Origin of the sequence: Trichormus sp. NMC-1, from assembly GCF_001858025.1 — a bacterium.
Lineage (GTDB): Bacteria > Cyanobacteriota > Cyanobacteriia > Cyanobacteriales > Nostocaceae > Anabaena.
On record NZ_LZQD01000003.1, the window covers coordinates 272,099 to 288,887 of the forward strand.

Consider the following 16,789-nt stretch of genomic DNA (forward strand, 5'->3'; position numbering starts at 1 on the left):
GAAAATTACTAAGGATCTTCGTGAATGCCGGGTGCGATCCTTGATAAAGTCTTCTTTGTAAGGAACAGCAGCCGACGAGCAGATCCAAAGATTGCCGTCTGAAATTGATTGTGTCGCAAGTAATCAAAGATACCCACAGCGGATGCATTGAGTCGCGAACGATTTATTTTCTGATAGCAGTAGAAGGGTAGGATCTTTGGCATCTGACGGAAACCTGACCGCCGGATATGACGTATCACTGGATAGTGAGCATCGTAGAGGTGCCACTGAGTCATAGCTGCTGGTTTGCGACTATCAACGTTGAACACCAGATACCCGTTAGGTTTGAGACTCTCCTGTAGTCGGCGCAAAACCGCAGGAATATCGGAAATATGCACCATAACATCGAATGCAGTGATCAGGTCGTATGTGTTTGGCGGAAGTTGCTCGGTTTCAAAATTGTAAAATATACCATGTATTCCTCGGTGTTCAAACCGCCACCGCACGAAGTCTATAGCCGATTCAGAAACGTCAGCAAGAGAACTCTGCCAGCCGAGCGCATTGAAAAAGAGACTAGCAGTTCCAGCACCGCAACCGAAATCGAGGTGATGACCAGGGGGCAGATGCTGTAGGGCGTTTGCAATCTTCACAGCATACGGCTGATCCTGATTTGCGTGCCACCGTAATGTGCCGAACAGCCAATATGTCTGGGCCTGATAAAAGCGGTAGATTTCGTCAGGTGTCGATTGTCCTGTCTTAAGCCACTCCTCAGTTATAATCTCTGCGGAGTGTTCGCATATCCAACGGACTTTCTCAGGAGGCAGCCCAAAGAACCTGCTGAGTTCATCGACGACCCCTTCCTGCGGTTCGGTAAAGCGATCGCCAGTGAGACAGTGTTGCCAGATGTCAAGGAGTTGCTGATAGGTACGTTGTGTTGTGCAGCTTGTAACAATGTCCATATGTGCGCTTCCCATATCCCATAATTAAGTTTTCTACTCAATTAATTTTTTGCGGTTTCAGTCGAATTTTCAGCACTTTTCACTGGTATAAATCAGCTTAAAACAATCCCAACAGATGGGGTTTGAGGTTTTGCTCCCATATCAGCGAACACATTAACTGCTATCTGCTGCGCCCTGGAATCAACACGAGGATTCGTAACTTTTGGGCTATTTAAGCCAAGAATCCACAGTTTTTTCATCCTTCTCAACCAACTAATACTTTCAACAGAAGGACTCACAATCCAGTCGCTATCAAGACCCCATACCCACTGAATTGAGCCAGTTGAAAAGACTTTGGCACCACTCGCCGCTGTATAACGTACTGCATTGGAGATATTCGGGTTTGTTCCAGGTGGAAGTGGTGGCAATATGCTGTTGGCTTGGACTAGTGATTGGGACAGAACAACGAGTCCAGGTGGGGTGAAGCCATTACTTAAAAGTGCATCCCACTCATAACCCACCAAACCCCTGAGCTTGTCTCCATTCTTGAGACCAGTATTGGCATAGTAAGGATCGGAAGCATTGCTAACTACGAAGTCATATCCACCATAAATATTACCGTGGTCTGATACGTATCCAACTCCCAGTAAGGCATTCTCCGGTCGATTGACTTCAGGGCTACGGAACAGTGTGGTTGCGGCTACAGGATTAGTTTGAGCAATTGTGTCAATTGACGCATTAAGTCCGATCCCTGAAATATCCTTATAGATAGTCATCACGCGATTCGCTTGCCCGCTATGGGAAGGGTCAAAACGGACTTGCCAGTAGGCAGTGTTTGCCGAGAAAAAGGCCAAGTTGATGCCGTTGTCTCTGGCTTGTTGGACGTTATTGCGCTCATCCAGCGACCAGTACTCATCGTGACCGACAGAGAGGAATATCTGATGAGAATACAATTGCAAAGGATTGGTACTTGCATCCAAATTCGTGTAATAGGAGACATCAATCTTCAATCACTGGTAAATTATGGCGGTGGGCGATCTGCTTGCAGCAGCGCTTCGCTATCGCTAAAATAGCTTTGAGGTCGCAAGGCATTCCCATCTGATGAACGATAAGAATAGCGCGAGTGCGATCGCTAATCATATCTTCAATTAAGATGGGGTTGATGTTGTATGTTTGCGGTTCAATATCCACAAAAACTGGAATCGCGCCACAATAGCGGATGCTGTTAGCAGTGGCAATATAAGAGTGACTGACAGTAATCACCTCATCTTCTGGTTGCACACCTACGGCTAACAGTGCTAGGTGCAAGGCTGTAGTGCAATTGGAGACAGCACAAGCATATTTTGCCCCTACATAAGCTGCAAATTCCTGTTCAAATGCTGCAACTTCTGGTCCTTGAGTCACCCAACCAGACATGATAGCCCGTCTTGCTGCTTCTGCTTCTGGTTCGCCAAGCCAAGGTTTAGCAATGGGGATATTTTGCATCTGCTTAGACATGGCTTGTTTCCTTCCTCAGCTTTTGCTGACACCACCAAGTAACCAAGCGAGATAACCCTTCTTCTAGAGATACCTGTGCTTCAAAGTCTAATAATTCTTTGGCTTTGGTAACATCTGCTAGTCGGCGTTGTACGGAGTTAACTTTACGTTCTGGTTTATATTCTGGTTGGAGATCAGAACCCATCACTTTTAGTAAACTATGGGCTAAATCATTTAAACTAGTTTCTACACCCCTAGCAATATTGAACACTTCATCTGTGACATCAGCTTTAGCAGCCAAGATATTAGCTCTAGAAATATCTTCGATATAGACAAAATCCATTGTTTGCTCACCATCCCCAAAAATCAATGGTGGTTGTCCGGCAACAATTCGCTCCATCCAGCGAATTAATACCTCGGTGTAAACACCGTAAATATCCATTCGTGATCCGTAGACATTGAAGTAGCGTAATCCTACATAATTGAGTCCATACATTTCATAGAAACTGCGTAATAGTCCCTCATTAAAGGTTTTTGCAGCACCGTATAAAGTGCGGTTATTGTAGGGATGATGAGATTCAGTTGTGGGGAAATTCTCTGCCATGCCATATATTGAAGCTGATGAGGCTGCAACTACCTTTTTCACCCCGGCTTTAACTGCTGCTTCTAAAATATTGAAAGTACCATCGGCGAGAACTTCCAATGCTAGTCGGGGTTCCTCAGCACATTGGGTAATGCGAATTGCTGCTTGATGAAAGACTATATCCACACCTTGCATGATATCAGCCAGAAGTTGGCGATCGCGGATATCTCCCTCCACAATAACCAAGGGACCATTGGCTTGTGTCCAAGCTAGGTTGTCACGACATCCGCGCGTAAAGTTATCTAGAACAATAATCTCCGATACTCCTTCTTTCACCAATAAATCGGCAATGTGAGAGCCAACTAAACCAGCACCACCTGTAATTAAAATTCGCTTATTTTGCATATTCTCTGTTCTCCGATGCTTCAAATCCTTCTCGCCAGCGTAAAAACTGAGCAGGAACACCAGCTACAATGGCAAATGGTGGTACATCTTGAGTGACAACCGCTCCAGCACCAACAATACTGCCTTTACCAATTGTGACTCCAGGTATAATAACTGCATTCATACCGATATCTGCTCCTGTTTCCACTTTTACTGATTTGATTTCCAAGTCTGTTTTGATGATGGGAATGTCAATTGGTAATCCGGTATGAGTTGAACCCAGGACTTTTGCACCTGGACCCCATCCTACGTAATCTTCAATAATCAAGTTCCGAGCATCAAAATAGCTCTGTGGTCCAATCCAAACATAATTACCAATAATGCACTTACCGTCGAATCGCCCCTGGATGTAGGTTTGTGAACCAATAAAAACGCGATCGCCGATCTCAAAGGTTTCTAGATGCTTAAAACCTACGCTACTGCCAATATGAACACCATGTCCAAATTTACAGGATATTGCACGGCAAATAATTCGCCGCATCAAAAGATCAAAATCAGTCTCCCCTAAAGTAAATCGGGTATACAGTTCGATTAAATTCTGATGGTTATACTGATGGCGGAAACACGCTGCCATTTCTAGTTCAAATTCTGGATCTGGTTTTAAGTCTTGAGAGCCATGTACAGCTTGCACTATCCTACTTTTCACTAGTTGAGACATGGTATCCTCTCACATAAGGCAGCACTAACAGTTTCTATCTGCACTGGAGATAGTTCTGCAAACATAGGCAGGGATAACAGTTCCCTGGATGCTAGTTCTGAGTGAGGAAAATCACCTGCCTTATATCCTAAATCTGCGTAAGCTGGTTGCAAATGCACAGGAATTGGGTAGTGAATGCCTGTCTGAATTTCTTGCTCATGTAACCGCTGTTGTAGTACATCCCTTTCTTTAGAGCGCACAGCATAAATATGGTAAACGTGATGGCTGTAAGGCATAACAGTTGGAGTTTTCACGTCTGCTTTTGCTAGGAGTTGATCGTACTGGGCAGCGATCGCTCTCCTAGCCTGGGTCCAGGCATATAAGTGACGTAATTTAACCCGTAATATTGCTCCTTGCAAGCCATCCATGCGGTAGTTATAACCCTTGAGGACATGGTGATACTTGCGTTCTTGTCCCCAGTCCCGCAGCATCTCAATTATCTGGGCGTATTTAGGGTTATTGGTAACTACCATCCCTCCCTCACCATAAGCCCCTAAGTTTTTACCAGGATAAAAGCTAAAACAACCTAAGTCCCCAATACTACCAACTCGTTGCCCCTTGTACTCAGCCCTGTGCGCTTGGGCGGCATCTTCAATGACAATTAGACCATAACGTTGAGCAATTTCTAAAATTGGGTTCATGTCTGCCGGCTGACCGTAGAGATGAACTGGCAGAATTGCTTTAGTTCGTTCGGTAATAGCTGCCTCAATCTGCGTTACATCTATAGTCAGAGAAACAGGGTCAATGTCTACAAAAACAGCCTTAGCTCCTGTATAGTCAATTGCGGCTACGGTAGCGACAAAGGTAAAAGGTGTGGTGATTACTTCATCACCAGGGCCAATGCCAGCAGCTAATAATGCTAGATGCAACGCACTAGTACCTGTATTTACAGCAATGCCATATTTAGCACCACAGTAGTGGGAAAACTCTTCTTCTAAAGCAACAACTTCACTACCTAAAACAAATTGTGTACTTTCTAGGGCTTTCAAAACAGCGGCTTCAATTTCATTTTTGATGCTTTTGTACTGGGCTTTCAAGTCTACAAATGGAATCATACTGCTACCTTTGCTAAATCTAGTTCAACTAATCGTCCCTGCTGTTTGATAGATTGGGTAGCAGCTTCTAGGATTCTCACTACCCGCAGTCCCGCTTCTCCATCTGTGATGGGGCGATGGCCTTGTCGAATACAATCAATAAAATGTAATGCCTCTGTTTGTAAAGCTTCTGTCATATCCAACTTGGGAGACCACATATCACCGGTGCGATAACCAACTAGCATTTGGTAAACGTTCTCAGGACTGCCATTCACTGTAATTCCTTTGTCGTATACCCTAATCTTTTCACTCGGCTCTAAATCGTCATAACAGACCATCTTTTGACTACCACCCAGCATTGTCCGCCGCACTTTTACTGGTGCGAGCCAATTCACATGAATATGTGCAATCAAGTTATTATCAAAAAATAAGGTTAAATAGGCAATGTTTTCTGGCTCGCTAGAAACATGACTCATCCCTGTAGCCGAGACAGCATAAGGCTTTGATGGCAATACATAGTCCATAATTGAGAGGTCATGGACTGCCAAATCCCAGATCACATTGACATCGTGCTGGAATAGCCCCAAGTTGACACGGACAGAATCATAATAATAGACATCGCCGATGGCCTTTGTTGCTACCAGTTCTTGCATCTTCCGCACTGCACCTGTATAAACAAAGGTGTGATCTACCATCAAGACTAAATTACGCTTTTGAGCCTCATCTATCAGTCTCATTGCCTGTTCAGAGGAAACAGTCATCGGTTTTTCTACTAATACGTGTTTACCGGCTTGCAAAGCGGCTAAGGCTAAATCGTAATGAGTAGAAACTGGGGTAGCGATCGCATCAATCTTTGGATCAGCAAAAAGGTCTTGGCTATTTGTCGTTAGCTGTATGGCTGGGTATCGTGATTGCACCTTTGCCAGCCTATCTACCTGGAAATCACTAACTGCTATGACCTCTGCTCCTGCTACATCTGCAAAGCTGCGGACTAAGTTTGGACCCCAGTAGCCATAGCCGATGACACCTATTTTGATTGTATTAATTGTCTGGCTGTATTTATTGATAGAGATGAGCCTAGAAATTCTGCCAATTTGACCACAATAACCCCTACATAAGTGTTACTTTCCAACTTGGTAGACTTTTAAAACCTTTATGCTGCCAGCAAGATATTAAACTTTTAAAATGAGAAAAAAAAACTATTTTCAGCAGAATTTATCTATGTCTGAAATAAATGAACAGCAGTATCAATCTGTGCCTCTCATGTACACAGTTCAGCATGAAGAAAGTAATGAAGGGGGATTGAATATAGGCAGATTATTTGCAGTTATTCGCCGCAGAATACTAATAATTGGAATTGGCACAACTACTATTGCTTGTGCCAGTATAGGATTTGCTCTGAATAGTCCTCCAATGTATATTTCTAAATTTGAACTTTTAACTGAGCCGGTAACCGCTGAAGATAAAGTAGCGAGAGACAACAGACAGGAAGATTATAACAAAGTTGATGAAACCAAATTGAAGATTTTACAAAGTCCTAAGCTGATGTCTCCTATCACTCAAGAAGTTCAGATGTATTATCCAGGCAGCAGCGCACCTCAACTCAAAATCAAACTCCTGCCAAATACTCAAATTTTAGAAGTTAGTTACCAAGATTCAAACCCTGAAAAAGTTTTATTTGTATTAAATAAAGCATCTGAATCTTACTTACAATATAGTTTAGAGGAACGCCAAACAAATACTAAGTTAGCAATTAAGTTTGTGGAAGAGCAACTACCACAAATGCTAAATAGAGTTGAAAATCTTCAGTCACAGCTACAAGCTTTTCGTCAAAAATATGGACTGATTAATGCTGAAGTTCAAAGCCAGCAGCTTGCTAATCAACTTGACCAAATTGTGCAGAAACAGCTAGATAACGAAATACAATTGGCTAGAAATCAAACACTTTACAATAGTTTGCAAAAACAGTTAAATTTAGAAGCTGATGAAGCAGAGGCTATTTCAACTTTGAGTGAGTCTCCTGATTATCAGAAACTATTAAGCAAATTACAAGATGTAGAAGCTACAATCGCCATACAATCTGCTCAATATACGGAAAATAGCCCAAACCTTCAAAATTTGCTGATTCAAAAACAAAATTTACTGGATTTAATAGACGGAGAAAAAAGGCGAATTTTGGGAAGTAAATTCTCAAACACAACCATGAATTCCTTAAATTCATCTGCCCCAAATTCGGCTCGCCTGCAAGAAATTCAAAAATTTATTGATACAAATAAGCAAATTCAGATATTAACAACCCAAGTCCAATCTCTTGGTCAAGCTGAATTTTTTTTGCAGCATCAGGTTAAACAGTTTCCGGCTCTCATCCGTCAAAAAGATGATTTAGAACGACAATTAAAAATTACTGTTGATAACCTAAATCACTTTTTAACCGAACGTGAGAAATTACGAATAGATGCAGCGCAAAAGCAGGTTCCTTGGCAGATACTGACTCCGCCGAGTAAACCTGAGAATCTTGCACCAAGTACTAGTCGTAATTTAATTTTAGGATTAGTTTTGGGGTTATTATTAAGTCTGGGATTTGCTTTAATTATAGACAAGCTCAACAACGTCTTTTATAAACTTGAGGAAGTAAAAGATAAAATTAAACTACCAATATTAGGGAATATTCCTCATATTAGGTTTGGCAAGAATGGTAAGCCTTCTCAAAAACATGATAGCTCAAACTTTTGGGAATCTTTCCTCTCTATTTATACAAATATTTGCCTTCTCAATAATGAGAATGCTATCCGCTCTCTAGCAATTATTTCAGCCGCTCCTGGAGATGGTAAATCGACAATTGCTTTTTACTTAGCTCAGACAGCAGCAGTAATGGGTAAACGTGTGCTATTAGTAGATGGAAACTTGCGTAATCCTATTATACATAAAATGTTGGATTTACCCAACACAGAAGGATTAAGCAACCTCATTGCTGAAGGGCTAAATTTTGAGAATGTTATACAAAGACCCTATAGCTACATCAGAGAACAAATTTATAATTCACAGAAAAAAACTTCAAAGAATACAGAAGAATTGTCCTTAGAGCATAACTTGTTTATCTTAACTACTGGTCAAATTACCCCAAATCCTACAATTTTACTTTCAGATCCTCAGATGCAAAACTTGACAGAACAATTTAAGGAAAATTTTGATTTAATTATATATGACACATCACATCTATTAGGTTTTGCAGATACTAGTCTCCTAACTAGGCACACAGATGCAAGTATTTTGACTATAGGAGTAGGTAAAACAAAGTGTTCCGTTTTAGCCAAAGTATTAGAGCAATTAAATTTTTCTTCTACTCCTATTTTGGGTGCGATCACTGTCGATATATAAGGAAAAAATATTAGGTTTCCGTCCCTGTCAAATAACAAATGGCTAAGGATTTTCATGATCTTTTTACTAGCTTTGAATTGTCCAACTCCAGTTTAAGACTTTTACACCACAACAATATAAAAAAGAGATGCTAACTGCAAAAAAACAAATTCAAATTCAATACTTAAATCCATCTCAGGAATTTGAAGTTTCAACAATCCCTGCAAAAATAAATATAATAGGCTCTCCTGTTACTGCTTCACCGTTTGAAGTACAAATAAATTTCATATTAGAATGGGCGATGAGTAAAGTTAGCAAAGTTATTTGCGTAGCTAATACTCATATGCTCATAGAATCTTATTGGCATCCAGAATTTTCTTCTGTTTTAAAGAGTGCAGATATTGTTACTCCTGACGGGATGCCGCTAGTTTGGATGTTGAAACTAATGGGTGCAGGTACTCAAAACCGCGTTGCTGGTATGGATATTCTTTTATCTTTGTGTAAATTAGCTCCCCTAAGAGACATTCATCTTTTCTTCTTGGGTTCTGATGTAGTAATTCTAGAGAAGATGAGAAAGAACTTAGAACGTGTCTTTCCGAACGTGAAAATTGCTGGAATGGAGCCTTTACCATTCCGTCCACTCACATTGACAGAGGATGAAGCTATTATCAAAAAAATTCATGATAGTGGGGCTGGAATAGTTTTCGTTGCTCTAGGATGTCCAAAACAAGAGTACTGGATGAACCAACACAAAGACAAAATTCAGGCTGTAATGATTGGTTTGGGGGGAGCATTTCCTGTATTTGCAGAAAGCCACAAAAGAGCGCCCTATTGGATACGTCATTTAGGGTGTGAGTGGTTATATCGTCTGATTCAGGAACCATCGAGACTATTTAGTCGATACAGTACAACTATTCCGGTTTTTATATGCCTAGCTTTAAAGCAAATCATAAACTTAGCGAGAGCAAAAAATTTTGGGGGAGATTAGTCAAATAACAGGGAGCAACGCGATTTTGTGAGATTGAGCAAAAAAAAAGTGCTTTTAGCTACTCGCACTACAGGCATAGCTAAAATATTTTTCTAGCCTCCAAGTAAATTAAATCACATTAACAATAATGTAGCCAAAAAGAAAAACAAACAAATTGTTTTTGTAGATAAGTGGTATCCATCTAGTAAAACTTGTTCTCATTGTGGGCATATTTGAGAAAATCTAGATTTATCTGTTAGACACGTTGTCCATCATGCAATTCTGTTAATGGACGTGATGAAAATGCTGCTAAAAATATTCAAATGGTTGGGGCATCAACCCGAAAGGTTAGGTGATGTGAGACTGGCTCAAGCCAGCAATTGCCATTTGACCCCAGAATCCCCATCCTTCTAGGATGGGGAGTATGTCAAGCCACGTTCCTGCTCTTTATAACCTAGCTGCACACACAGCAGCACCAATTAATCCTACTTGTTGATTAAGAATTATGTGTATGGGAATTTCTTCTAAAATCGAGCGCATTCTGCCTTTTTGGGTGAAGTTTAATAAGAAGCTTCCATTCTGCATTAAAGGCAGGATTTTGGGCGCGATACCACCGGCAATGTATAATCCACCGTGGGGTAAGAGTTTGAGGGCGAGATTGCCGGCTTCCGCACCGTAAGCCTCTATAAATAGTTGCATAGTTTGTTCAGAAAGGCGATCGCTTTTAGCCAAGGCTGCACTCCCAATAGCCGCACCAGGATCAACAGTTTTTTCTGGCTTTCCCGCTTCTTGTTCCCAACTTCTGACAACTTGGGCAATTTCTGGTGATTCGGTGGCTAATTGTCTATCTCGCAAAAATTGGTAAATGGAAGTAATCCCCAACCCGGAAACAACCCTTTCTACAGAAGCCCGTTGAATATCATGTTTATCCAACAGGTATTTCAACAATTGAAATTCTAACTCGGTGCGAGGTGCAAAATCTGCGTGTCCACCTTCTGAGGGAAAAACATGATAATGATTTCCCTGTTTAATTAAAAATCCTTGTCCTAACCCGGTTCCCGCACCAATAACCGCCATTGGTGCTTCTGGTTGATGTTTACCAACTTGCAAAGTCAACAAATCTTGTTTAGTTAAACCAAAAATGCCATAACCCACAGCCGCAAAGTCATTAATTAGGGAAATGGAGAGAATTCCTAATTCTTGGGCTAAACGTTCTGTATCTAAAAACCATGTTAGGTTAGTTAGTCTGGCAGTATTTTGGACTACTGGCCCGGCAATTCCAAAACAGGCTTTTTCGGGTGTAGATGTATTCGCAGTTGCCAAAAACTTCTGCACTATCGGCACTAAATCGGGAAAATCACCGCTGCGGTAACTCTCCTCATAAAGAGTCTTTAAGCCTAGTGAATCGGAGGATTCCACCAAGCGCAAAATAGTTTTCGTCCCACCAATATCTCCTGCTAGTAGCAATGTCATAAAGTTTATCAGTTAGTTACTTGTGCTGTAATTATTTAGCTATCAGCAAACAGCAGTTAGATTTTTCAGGTTTACGCCAAAAATCACTACTTGATCATCTACTGATTTATCAAATATTCTGACTCCTGACTCCTGACTCCTGACTCCTGATTCCTGACTTATACAAATCTCACCATTTCTTCTATTTGAGTTAAATGGGAGGTATCTCCCTTTAGTTCTAGCAACCATTCTGACTCTTGACGCACGACTTTCACTAAAGAACATAAGGAAGCTTTAACTTCTGTTTTGGCAATTTCGCCAACTAGTCCCATTGCTCCCCCCAGTACAGAAGCGCCATGTGCTATCAGTAGGATATCATTTGGGAAGAATTCAGCTGCTAGACATCTGGCTGTTTGTCCAGAACGTTGTCTCACTTTTTCATGGGTTTCGGGGTATTGTGCGGCTATCCGTGATGTGTAGCTGGTGTCAATTCTGGGGAATAATGCAGCTAAAGCTAGAGTAGAGTGTCTTTCTGGTTCTTCTGTCATCCATTCTGGATTTAGCCACTCACTTAAGCCTGTTTCTAGTTTAATCGGTAAATCTAATGCTTCTGCTACGGCGTTAGCTGTTTGCACTGTTCGCAGAAATGGAGATGCGAAAATATGGGTGATTTTTTCACTTTTGAGTCGTTTCGCTAGTTGTTGCGCCTGCACCATGCCATCATCTGATAAAGGTGGATCATACCTTTTTTCGGCTGTGAGAAACCAATCAGGGTTGACAAAGTCGAGTCGGTTGGCGTGTCTTGCGATCCAGATGATTTGACTCATGGGGTAGAATTTTACAGGTATCAATGGGTGCAATTTAAATCTTAGGACATAAGTGTTATATTTCGTAATGATTTAGATAATTTTGTTTTTTTAATGAACCACGAAGAAGCGTTCGCGTAGCGCTCCGAAGGAATAGGACACTAAGAGAAGAGAGGAAGAGGGAAAATTTTTTTTATCTCAACCAGTAAATTATCTCTTCTGAAGCAGAGGAGAATCTATATCTAAAAGCCAATTTTCATCAACAAATTCCATATTTTCATTATAGATAAGAACTAGCTCACCTATCTTTTCTAGGGGCTGATTTTCTTTTTGGTAAGATTTATCTTCTGGGAACCACGAAGCCTCAAAAGCTTTTTGTATAGACCAGTCATAAGCTAACAGAGAAAATTGTAATTTAAGAAATCGTTTATTTCTGCTAAATCCTACAGAACTACTGATTAATTCTGCTTTTGTGGTTTGAGGTAAGGTAATTGCTTCATAATATTCATCCTGCTCATCCCAATAACCAGAAATTGTATAAAAGCATTCGGACAGAAGTTGTCTAACAAGAGTATTAGTATCTAAATTTTCTAATATCTCAGTTAAATCTTGCCAAACTGGGTGATTTTTCAATTGGAGTGTAGTCATAATTTTTAGATGGATTAATGTTCTGTTATAAAACCAGGAAAATGCAAGATACCATTAATATATTTTGCATGAAACCTTCTATCGCCATCTTTACCTAATACTTTAGATTTTAAATCATATCCTTTTTCTTGAGAATCAACAAGCCCAATACTACCACGCGGGTGTACTAGTCCTTTCATAATTGCCTTTAAATGCTTACTCTTTTGATCAAATTTTATACCTAATTTTATCTGTTCCTGACTAAATAAAACTGGCAAATCACCAGTGGAAAGATATACAACATATACAATTTCAGTTTGAATATCTTTCCAATTATTGGGTAAAGATTCCATAATATTTAACAGTTGGTTTACCTGATAAAATTTGTGGATCTGAATGAATGTATTTTTTCCAGTTCATGATTCAAACCATCCCTTAATTTTCTTTAATTTTACCTCACATTTCTCACCAAAAAGTTAGCCTGACCACAACTTTTTCGAGAACGTCTCAAAATATCTTCGCTACAAATACCTGCTTTACCATCTTTAGAATAACAAAAGAATATTTCTTGTAAAAACCTACCAGAATCAGAACAATAGGGAGCAATACCATTAGCAGTAAATTTGCTATTAGCACTCACGAAGGCACTTTTTAGGTCTTTAACTGTAGTGCGAAAAGGTTTTTCAGGACTTTTATAAGCTGAAGGAATAACCAGAGAATATTTTAACTGTCTACTTAATGTTAAATATTCCATAGGTTTTTCACCTGTACAAGTTCCATGTTTTACCCATTGATGATTATAAAGTTTATCATTGGGAAATAAACCTCTAAATTTTTCTTTGATTAAGGAAGGTAATTTTTCAGTTGTACAGTTAGCGGGATAACCTTTTTGATATTGTGGCCAAAGTCCATGTAAAACAAAACCATATTTTCTTCCTTGGCTGCACTGCTGGGGGTTACGATTACCATTTTTCGCGCAATGATCAGGCGACCAGGATAATGCTAAAACATAAAAATCAAATTTACCAGGAGTACCAGGTCTTTGAGCTACTGCACTATTCGGGATAGCTAGGGTAGTTATTAATAAACAAGATGCAATGACAACGTTTTTTATTTGCATATTCATAACCAGTTACTCTGATGCTAAAAGTCTTCAAAATTACCATACCGTATTTGTGCAATAAAAAAAAGACCAACACACAGATCCTCGACTTCTTTAAGAAGTCGGGGATCTCAATCCCTGAACAATGTAAACTACATTTACAGTCACTCAGGAGGTCAGAAAAGCATTGGAAAAGTTATTAAAAATCTCAAACTTTATTGATAGCTGCACTGAACGCATTGGCCGCTGGACGAGTTGGTTAGTCTTGGTGATGGTGATACTCGGTGTATGGAATGTTGCAGGTAGATACATTGGGCGGCTAATTGGTAGTAATCTGACATCTAACGCCTATATAGAAGCACAATGGTATATTTTTGACTTAGTTTTCTTGTTAGGTGCAGCTTACACCCTCAAACATAACGAACACGTGCGGGTGGATATTTTTTACAGTAATTTGTCAGGTAAACGCAAAGCAATTGCAGACTTATTTGGAACAGTATTTTTTCTGATTCCTTTCTGCATTATGGTGATTATTTTTTCCTGGGATAGCATTATTGCGTCTTGGCAAATTCTGGAAACATCTCCAGATCCCGGTGGTTTACCGCGTTACCCCATTAAAGCTATGATTATTGTCGCCTTTGTCTTGCTGATTTTCCAAGGCATTTCCGAGGCGATTAAAAACTTGGCAATTCTTCAAAACAGAATAGCACCCCAGGAGGAAAATCATGACGCTGGACTATGAATGGCTTGGTCCGTTGATGTTTGCAGGGGCTTTAGTGCTGCTGTCTGTGGGCTATCCAGTCGCTTTTTCTCTGGGTGGTGTAGCGATTTTATTTGGTATCATCGGTATTGCTTTGGGTGTTTTTGACCCGGTATTCCTCACGGCTATGCCACAGCGGATTTTTGGCATCATGGCCAATTATACCCTGTTAGCCATTCCTTATTTCATCTTTATGGGTTCAATGTTGGAAAAATCCGGCATTGCCGAAAGACTTTTAGAAACAATGGGGATTTTGCTAGGACGGTTGCGGGGTGGACTGGCTTTAGCTGTGATTTTGGTAGGTGCATTACTGGCAGCGACTACGGGTGTGGTAGCCGCGACTGTGGTAGCAATGGGCTTGATTTCTCTACCAATTATGCTGCGTTATGGTTACAACAAAGAATTAGCTACTGGTGTGATTGCCGCTTCGGGGACTTTGGGGCAAATTATTCCCCCTAGTGTGGTATTGGTGGTTTTGGGTGATCAATTGGGTGTGTCTGTCGGTGATTTATTTATCGGTTCAGTCATTCCTGGCTTGATGATGGCGGGGTCTTTTGCTCTTCATGTGCTAATTGTGGCATTTTTGAAGCCAGAGGTAGCGCCAGCCTTACCAGCCGAAGTGCGGGAAATTGGCGGTAAGGCTTTGAGAAAGCGGGTAGTTGAGGTGATGTTACCGCCGTTGATTTTGATTTTGTTAGTGTTGGGAAGTATCTTTTTTGGGTTTGCGACACCAACAGAAGCGGGTGCGGTAGGATGTGGGGGAGCGATCGCACTGGCTGCTGCTAACCGTCAACTAACTTTAGCATCTCTGCGTCAGGTATGTGATAACACTTTGCGAATCACCAGCATGGTAATTTTTATCCTGTTAGGTTCGACAGCTTTCAGTTTAGTATTTCGGGGATTAAATGGCGATCAATTTATGTTTGATGTCCTTTCTAATCTCCCCGGTGGTAAAGTCGGTTTTTTAGCCCTGAGTATGACAGTAGTTTTCCTCCTGGGCTTTTTTATCGACTTCTTTGAAATCGCTTTTATCATCGTGCCTTTATTTGTACCAGTCGCCCAAACTTTAGGCATTGATTTAGTTTGGTATGGTGTAATATTAGGGGCAAATTTACAAACTTCTTTCCTGACTCCTCCCTTTGGTTTTGCTTTGTTTTATCTGCGCGGTGTCGCACCTCCAGAAGTTACAACTGGTGATATTTATCGGGGAGTAATTCCCTTTATTTTGCTGCAATTGTTGGTGGTACTTTTAATTATTACCTTTCCAGGAATTGTGAGTTTTCTACCTTCTTTGGGACGTTAGAGACTTCCAAAAAATAACTTTTTCTTTTTCCTGACTCTTGTAAGGGCGAAGCATTCGGAAGATAAACTTGGGGAAAACCCGATAAATTATCGCCCGAATGCTTCGCCCCTACGATTCTTAATCCCTATTTACTATCAGTCGTCACAAAATTGGCATAGCTTAATTCATTGACACGATTCCAGTTAAAAATCTGCTGTCTAAAGGTTTTCCATTGTTCATAAACTTGTTTAAAACTTGCATCCTTACTAGCATTTTCCTCATATATATCAAAAGCAGCTTTTTTTGCAGCTTGCATAATCTCTTCGCTGTAAGGAGTTAATTTAGTCCCACCAGCCAGCAATCTTGTCATTGCTTCCCCATTCAAAGCATCGTACTCAGTTAACATATTTACGTTAGCTTCAACAGTTGCTGATCTAAAGATTTCTTGGTATTCTTTAGGTAATTTATCCCAAGCTTTACGACTCACCAATACATCTAAAGTTGGACCCGGTTCCCACCAACCAGGATAATAATAAAATTGCGCGGCTTTATTTAAACCTAGTTTCTCATCATCATAAGGGCCAACCCACTCAGCCGCATCAATAGCACCCCGATCTAATGCTAAATATATTTCTCCTCCGGGTAACACTTGCACATTCACCCCCAAACGAGACATGACTTGTCCACCCAAGCCGGGAATTCGCATTTTTAACCCATTCAAATCAGAAACAGATTTGATTTCTTTTTTAAACCATCCTCCCATTTGCGCCCCAGTATTACCAGCAGGAAAGTTGATAATATTGAAATTAGCATATATTTTTTGGATGGCTTCTAGTCCACCACCATGATACAACCAAGCATTTTGTTGTTGGGCATTTAAGCCAAAGGGTACGGAGGTAGCGAAAGCTAATGCTGGGTTTTTACCAATGTAGTAATAACTAGCTGTGTGTCCACATTCTACAGTTCCAGCTTGCACAGCGTCTAATACTTGCAATCCCGGTACTAATTCCCCAGCAGCAAAAGGGGTAATGGTGAAACGGCCACCGGTCATTTCTTTGACTCGTTTAGCGATGGTTTCCGCACCGATATAAGTCCCTAAAGTCTTTGTCCAACTTGTCGCCATGCGCCATCTGACAGTAGGTAAACTACCTTGTACAGTGGTAGATGTACTGGTTTTGGCACAAGCTGCGGTGAGTGCAGCAGTTGCTGTAGCAATTGCACCTGTATTGATAATTTGTCTACGTTTCATGATTTTTTAGTAATTTCCATTACTCTATCTTGCGAC

At 40.7% G+C, this 16,789-nt stretch carries 17 protein-coding genes and 2 pseudogenes; 5 read left to right on the forward strand and 14 right to left on the reverse strand.

What is annotated here, in order from left to right; all coding sequences use genetic code 11:
* Nucleotides 1-8: 8 nt before the first annotated feature.
* The 7 genes and pseudogenes from A9Y75_RS12580 to A9Y75_RS12610 all read right to left on the reverse strand — a co-directional run bounded on the left by A9Y75_RS12580 (nucleotide 9) and on the right by A9Y75_RS12610 (nucleotide 6,197).
* On the reverse strand, nucleotides 9-938 hold the full coding sequence (locus tag A9Y75_RS12580; protein WP_177176171.1) for a class I SAM-dependent methyltransferase: 930 nt from the start codon (nucleotides 936-938) through the stop codon (nucleotides 9-11).
* A gap of 92 nt (nucleotides 939-1,030) precedes the next feature.
* Nucleotides 1,031-1,927: a N,N-dimethylformamidase beta subunit family domain-containing protein gene (locus A9Y75_RS12585; RefSeq protein WP_071189900.1), complete on the reverse strand. Its 897-nt coding sequence runs from the start codon at nucleotides 1,925-1,927 to the stop codon at nucleotides 1,031-1,033.
* Nucleotides 1,920-2,414 (reverse strand): annotated as a pseudogene (locus tag A9Y75_RS12590) (aminotransferase class I/II-fold pyridoxal phosphate-dependent enzyme); the annotation flags it as partial. The gene A9Y75_RS12585 and the pseudogene A9Y75_RS12590, both read right to left, overlap by 8 nt.
* Nucleotides 2,407-3,381, reverse strand: coding sequence for an SDR family NAD(P)-dependent oxidoreductase (locus A9Y75_RS12595; protein WP_071189901.1), 975 nt, complete (start codon nucleotides 3,379-3,381; stop codon nucleotides 2,407-2,409). The pseudogene A9Y75_RS12590 and the gene A9Y75_RS12595, both read right to left, overlap by 8 nt.
* A complete protein-coding gene (locus tag A9Y75_RS12600; protein ID WP_071189902.1) occupies nucleotides 3,371-4,078 on the reverse strand; it encodes an acyltransferase in 708 nt (235 codons plus the stop codon). The genes A9Y75_RS12595 and A9Y75_RS12600 overlap by 11 nt, the downstream gene beginning before the upstream one ends.
* The gene (locus tag A9Y75_RS12605; RefSeq protein WP_071189903.1) at nucleotides 4,066-5,172 is read right to left on the reverse strand and encodes a DegT/DnrJ/EryC1/StrS family aminotransferase; all 1,107 of its coding nucleotides are present in this window, start codon (nucleotides 5,170-5,172) and stop codon (nucleotides 4,066-4,068) included. Before A9Y75_RS12605 ends, A9Y75_RS12600 begins: the two co-directional genes overlap by 13 nt.
* Nucleotides 5,169-6,197 (reverse strand): Gfo/Idh/MocA family oxidoreductase, encoded by a 1,029-nt coding sequence (locus A9Y75_RS12610; RefSeq protein ID WP_071189904.1) that lies wholly within the window; start codon nucleotides 6,195-6,197, stop codon nucleotides 5,169-5,171. The genes A9Y75_RS12605 and A9Y75_RS12610 overlap by 4 nt, the downstream gene beginning before the upstream one ends.
* Nucleotides 6,198-6,372: 175 nt before the next feature.
* On the opposite strand from A9Y75_RS12610, the gene A9Y75_RS12615 reads away from it, so the two are divergent.
* From A9Y75_RS12615 to A9Y75_RS26450, 3 genes and pseudogenes are all read left to right on the forward strand, one after another.
* Nucleotides 6,373-8,529 carry a tyrosine-protein kinase domain-containing protein gene (locus tag A9Y75_RS12615; RefSeq protein ID WP_236721391.1) on the forward strand — a complete coding sequence of 719 codons (2,157 nt, stop codon included), beginning with the start codon at nucleotides 6,373-6,375 and terminating at the stop codon, nucleotides 8,527-8,529.
* Nucleotides 8,530-8,656: 127 nt separating this feature from the next.
* Nucleotides 8,657-9,496, forward strand: a complete 840-nt coding sequence (locus A9Y75_RS12620) for a WecB/TagA/CpsF family glycosyltransferase (protein WP_083389576.1) — start codon at nucleotides 8,657-8,659, stop codon at nucleotides 9,494-9,496.
* A gap of 129 nt (nucleotides 9,497-9,625) precedes the next feature.
* Nucleotides 9,626-9,889: pseudogene (locus A9Y75_RS26450) on the forward strand (transposase); the annotation flags it as partial.
* 33 nt (nucleotides 9,890-9,922) lie between these two features.
* On the opposite strand, the gene A9Y75_RS12625 reads toward A9Y75_RS26450, so the two are convergent.
* The 6 genes from A9Y75_RS12625 to A9Y75_RS12645 all read right to left on the reverse strand — a co-directional run bounded on the left by A9Y75_RS12625 (nucleotide 9,923) and on the right by A9Y75_RS12645 (nucleotide 13,486).
* On the reverse strand, nucleotides 9,923-10,948 hold the full coding sequence (locus A9Y75_RS12625) for a glucokinase (RefSeq protein ID WP_071189906.1): 1,026 nt from the start codon (nucleotides 10,946-10,948) through the stop codon (nucleotides 9,923-9,925).
* 42 nt (nucleotides 10,949-10,990) lie between these two features.
* Entirely contained in the window at nucleotides 10,991-11,176 is a 186-nt protein-coding gene (locus A9Y75_RS27570) for a hypothetical protein (protein ID WP_143046413.1), read from the reverse strand.
* Nucleotides 11,107-11,754 (reverse strand): histidine phosphatase family protein, encoded by a 648-nt coding sequence (locus A9Y75_RS12630; protein ID WP_071189907.1) that lies wholly within the window; start codon nucleotides 11,752-11,754, stop codon nucleotides 11,107-11,109. The genes A9Y75_RS27570 and A9Y75_RS12630 overlap by 70 nt, the downstream gene beginning before the upstream one ends.
* Nucleotides 11,755-11,943: 189 nt before the next feature.
* Entirely contained in the window at nucleotides 11,944-12,381 is a 438-nt protein-coding gene (locus A9Y75_RS12635; RefSeq protein WP_071189908.1) for a hypothetical protein, read from the reverse strand.
* A 14-nt stretch (nucleotides 12,382-12,395) separates the two neighbouring features.
* Nucleotides 12,396-12,713, reverse strand: a complete 318-nt coding sequence (locus A9Y75_RS12640; RefSeq protein ID WP_071189909.1) for a hypothetical protein — start codon at nucleotides 12,711-12,713, stop codon at nucleotides 12,396-12,398.
* 98 nt (nucleotides 12,714-12,811) lie between these two features.
* Complete coding sequence (locus A9Y75_RS12645; protein ID WP_083389578.1) at nucleotides 12,812-13,486, reverse strand: ribonuclease; 675 nt, start codon at nucleotides 13,484-13,486, stop codon at nucleotides 12,812-12,814.
* Nucleotides 13,487-13,649: 163 nt separating this feature from the next.
* On the opposite strand from A9Y75_RS12645, the gene A9Y75_RS12650 reads away from it, so the two are divergent.
* Both A9Y75_RS12650 and A9Y75_RS12655 read left to right on the forward strand, forming a co-directional pair.
* Complete coding sequence (locus tag A9Y75_RS12650; protein ID WP_071189910.1) at nucleotides 13,650-14,204, forward strand: TRAP transporter small permease subunit; 555 nt, start codon at nucleotides 13,650-13,652, stop codon at nucleotides 14,202-14,204.
* The gene (locus A9Y75_RS12655; protein WP_071189911.1) at nucleotides 14,188-15,525 is read left to right on the forward strand and encodes a TRAP transporter large permease subunit; all 1,338 of its coding nucleotides are present in this window, start codon (nucleotides 14,188-14,190) and stop codon (nucleotides 15,523-15,525) included. The genes A9Y75_RS12650 and A9Y75_RS12655 overlap by 17 nt, the downstream gene beginning before the upstream one ends.
* Nucleotides 15,526-15,649: 124 nt before the next feature.
* Here the strand turns inward: A9Y75_RS12655 and A9Y75_RS12660 are convergent, their stop codons facing one another.
* A complete protein-coding gene (locus A9Y75_RS12660) occupies nucleotides 15,650-16,753 on the reverse strand; it encodes a TRAP transporter substrate-binding protein (protein WP_071189912.1) in 1,104 nt (367 codons plus the stop codon).
* Nucleotides 16,754-16,789: the final 36 nt, after the last annotated feature.

What these genes read in the sequence shown, in the direction of transcription:
- A9Y75_RS12580 (WP_177176171.1), bottom strand. Translation starts at nt 938, where the DNA reads ATGGACATTGTTACAAGCTGCACAACACAACGTACCTATCAGCAACTC.
- A9Y75_RS12595 (WP_071189901.1), bottom strand. Translation starts at nt 3,381, where the DNA reads ATGCAAAATAAGCGAATTTTAATTACAGGTGGTGCTGGTTTAGTTGGC.
- A9Y75_RS12600 (WP_071189902.1), bottom strand. Translation starts at nt 4,078, where the DNA reads ATGTCTCAACTAGTGAAAAGTAGGATAGTGCAAGCTGTACATGGCTCT.
- A9Y75_RS12605 (WP_071189903.1), bottom strand. Translation starts at nt 5,172, where the DNA reads ATGATTCCATTTGTAGACTTGAAAGCCCAGTACAAAAGCATCAAAAAT.
- A9Y75_RS12615 (WP_236721391.1), top strand. Translation starts at nt 6,373, where the DNA reads ATGTCTGAAATAAATGAACAGCAGTATCAATCTGTGCCTCTCATGTAC.
- A9Y75_RS12620 (WP_083389576.1), top strand. Translation starts at nt 8,657, where the DNA reads ATGCTAACTGCAAAAAAACAAATTCAAATTCAATACTTAAATCCATCT.
- A9Y75_RS12625 (WP_071189906.1), bottom strand. Translation starts at nt 10,948, where the DNA reads ATGACATTGCTACTAGCAGGAGATATTGGTGGGACGAAAACTATTTTG.
- A9Y75_RS27570 (WP_143046413.1), bottom strand. Translation starts at nt 11,176, where the DNA reads ATGGTTGCTAGAACTAAAGGGAGATACCTCCCATTTAACTCAAATAGA.
- A9Y75_RS12630 (WP_071189907.1), bottom strand. Translation starts at nt 11,754, where the DNA reads ATGAGTCAAATCATCTGGATCGCAAGACACGCCAACCGACTCGACTTT.
- A9Y75_RS12635 (WP_071189908.1), bottom strand. Translation starts at nt 12,381, where the DNA reads ATGACTACACTCCAATTGAAAAATCACCCAGTTTGGCAAGATTTAACT.
- A9Y75_RS12640 (WP_071189909.1), bottom strand. Translation starts at nt 12,713, where the DNA reads ATGGAATCTTTACCCAATAATTGGAAAGATATTCAAACTGAAATTGTA.
- A9Y75_RS12645 (WP_083389578.1), bottom strand. Translation starts at nt 13,486, where the DNA reads ATGAATATGCAAATAAAAAACGTTGTCATTGCATCTTGTTTATTAATA.
- A9Y75_RS12655 (WP_071189911.1), top strand. Translation starts at nt 14,188, where the DNA reads ATGACGCTGGACTATGAATGGCTTGGTCCGTTGATGTTTGCAGGGGCT.
- A9Y75_RS12660 (WP_071189912.1), bottom strand. Translation starts at nt 16,753, where the DNA reads ATGAAACGTAGACAAATTATCAATACAGGTGCAATTGCTACAGCAACT.